At 61.9% G+C, this 2,441-nt stretch carries 2 protein-coding genes and 1 pseudogene; 2 read left to right on the top strand and 1 reads right to left on the bottom strand.

The window, feature by feature from the left end; genetic code table 11:
• Positions 1–305 precede the first annotated feature (305 nt).
• Positions 306–1,472 carry an acetyl-CoA acetyltransferase gene (locus tag EOA86_RS30635; RefSeq protein ID WP_128345040.1) on the bottom strand — a complete coding sequence of 389 codons (1,167 nt, stop codon included), beginning with the start codon at positions 1,470–1,472 and terminating at the stop codon, positions 306–308.
• A gap of 223 nt (positions 1,473–1,695) precedes the next feature.
• Between EOA86_RS30635 and betI the strand changes: the two genes are divergently transcribed.
• Both betI and EOA86_RS40775 read left to right on the top strand, forming a co-directional pair.
• Positions 1,696–2,286: a transcriptional regulator BetI gene (gene betI / locus EOA86_RS30630; protein WP_065010403.1), complete on the top strand. Its 591-nt coding sequence runs from the start codon at positions 1,696–1,698 to the stop codon at positions 2,284–2,286.
• Positions 2,283–2,441 (top strand): annotated as a pseudogene (locus EOA86_RS40775) (choline-sulfatase); the annotation flags it as partial. The gene betI and the pseudogene EOA86_RS40775, both read left to right, overlap by 4 nt.

Raw genomic sequence — 2,441 nt, 5'->3', positions numbered from 1 at the left:
GACCGCAATAGCGCCACGATGCGCGCTCTCGACCACGGCGCCGCGCAAAACTTCGACCAGAACCGGATTTGTCATGAATTCCCCGCTAGAGCGGGATGCGTTCGATGGAACTTTGGCATCCCGCTCTATCTCTTTGTTTAGCCGCATTTCTGCGACGCCAAGCGATTCCACTTTTTGGCTGCAAAATGCTCTAGCGCATGACTTCGAAAATCGGAATCGATTTTCGAAGGATCATGCGTAAATCAAAGTGTTACAGCGTCCTTTGCGCGCCGGAAGGGCGCGCGGCGTTGTAAGGCGGGCCGCTTTTATCTGATCCGATCGAGAATGGAAACGTAGTTGGCGACCGCGGCACCGCCCATATTGAAGATGCCGCCGAGCTTGGCCCCCGGCACCTGGATGCCGCCGGCTTCGCCGACGAGCTGCATGGCGCTCAGCACGTGCATCGAGACGCCGGTGGCACCGATCGGATGCCCCTTGGCCTTCAGCCCGCCGGACGGATTGACCGGCAGGCGGCCGTCCTTCGCCGTCTCGCCGTCCAGCGCCAATTTTGCGCCCTCGCCCGGTTTCGCCAGGCCCATCGCCTCATACTCGATCAGCTCGGCGATGGTGAAACAGTCATGCGTCTCGACGAAAGATAGATCATCGAGCGTCACACCGGCCTTCTTCAGCGCCTGGTTCCATGCATGCTCGCAGCCTTCGAACGCCAGGATGTCGCGCTTCGACATCGGCAGGAAATCCTGCACATGCTCGTTGGCGCGGAAGGCAACGGCGCGGCGCATCTTCAACGCCGTCGCCGTGTCGGCAAGGACCAGAGCTGCGGCGCCGTCCGAAACCAGCGAGCAATCGGTGCGTTTCAGAGGGCCAGCGACGAAGGGGTTCTTCTCACTCTCGTGCCGGCAGAACTCATAGCCGAAATCCTTGCGCAGCTGCGCATAGGGATTGTCGACGCCGTTCTTGTGGTTCTTGGCGGCGATCATCGCCAGCGCGTCCGACTGGTCGCCATAGCGTTGGAAATAGGCTTGGGCGATCTTGCCGAAAACGCCTGCGAAGCCTGCCGGCGTGTCGCCCTCCTCGGGCAGATACGAAGCCTTGAGAAGGTTCTTGCCGATTTCTGCGCCTGATGTCGTCGTCATCTGCTCGGCGCCGACCACCAGCACGACACGAGCGGCATTGGCGTCGATGGCGCGGATGCCTTGCCTGACCGCCGCCGAGCCGGTGGCGCAGGCGTTCTCGACGCGCGTCGCCGGCTTGAAACGCAGCCGGTCGTCGGCCTGCAGGATCAGGCTTGCGGTGAAATCCTGTGCGGAAAAGCCGGCGTTGAAGTGGCCAAGCACGATCTCGTCGACCTCGTCCGGACCGATGCCGGCATGATCGAGCGCCTCGCTAGCCACCTTGGTGATCAGGCCCTCCAGCGTCTCGGCTTCGAGCTTGCCGAAGCGCGAATGCGCCCAGCCGACGATGCATGCTGTCATAGCTATCTCCATCCTGCGGGCCGGGCTACGCGACGTTGCGGCGCGCCAAAGCATTGTTCAAGCATGAACCGTTCCTGCGGCTTCGTGAAGGGGCCAGAACCACACAATCGCTTGATCTTGATATCTGGTCACGGCACCTGACTTTTGCCACCAATTCAGCCCGAATTTTTGTTGATTGATCCGTCAATAAAAAATAACCTTGTCGCCGCAGGCCGGAGCAAGAATGCCGAAAATTGGAATGGAGCCGTTGCGCCGCAAGGCGCTCATCGACGCGACGATCTCGGCGATCGGCGAGCGCGGCTCGCTTGATGTGACCATGTCGGAAATCGCCGGGCGCGCCGGCGTGTCCTCGGCGCTTGCGCATCATTATTTCGGCGCCAAGGACGAACTTTTGCTGGCGACAATGCGGCACATCCTGGCGGAGCTGACCGCCGATATGCGGCGCGCGCTTCGATCGGCCAGCACGGCGCGCGAGCGCGTTTCGGCGGTGGTCGCCGTCAATTTCTCTGACGTCCAGTTCCGCCCGGAAACAATCGCCGCCTGGCTCGCCTTCTATGTGGAGGCGCAGAAATCGTCAGCGCTGCGCCGGCTGCTCAAGGTCTATGCGCGGCGCCTGCATTCCAATCTGTTGAGCGGGCTGACCGGCATCCTGCCGAGAAGCGAAGCCGACCGGGTCGCCGAGGCGACAGCGGCGCTGATCGACGGGCTCTATATCAGGCGCGCGCTGAAGGACGGCGTGCCCAATGCCGTGACCGCGATCGCACTGATCGAGGACTATCTCGAAACGAAACTCAGCCGGCGGAGCGCACAGTGACGTCCAAGAGACCCAATTTCCTGATCGTCATGGTCGATCAGCTCAACGGCACATTGTTCCCGGATGGGCCGGCGGACTTCCTGCACGTGCCGCATTTGAAGGCATTGGCCGCCCGCTCGGCACGCTTTGCCAACAACTACACCGCCTCGCCGCTC

Origin of the sequence: Mesorhizobium sp. M5C.F.Ca.IN.020.32.2.1, assembly GCF_004023105.1 — a bacterium.
In the GTDB taxonomy this organism is placed as follows: Bacteria; Pseudomonadota; Alphaproteobacteria; order Rhizobiales; family Rhizobiaceae; genus Mesorhizobium; species Mesorhizobium wenxiniae.
Note: the sequence above shows the minus strand (reverse complement) of the source record. Positions and strands in the feature narration are given on the sequence as shown.

Excerpts from the sequence above, each read along its gene's own strand:
- EOA86_RS30635 (WP_128345040.1), bottom strand. The coding sequence starts at position 1,472 with ATGACAGCATGCATCGTCGGCTGGGCGCATTCGCGCTTCGGCAAGCTC.
- betI (WP_065010403.1), top strand. The coding sequence starts at position 1,696 with ATGCCGAAAATTGGAATGGAGCCGTTGCGCCGCAAGGCGCTCATCGAC.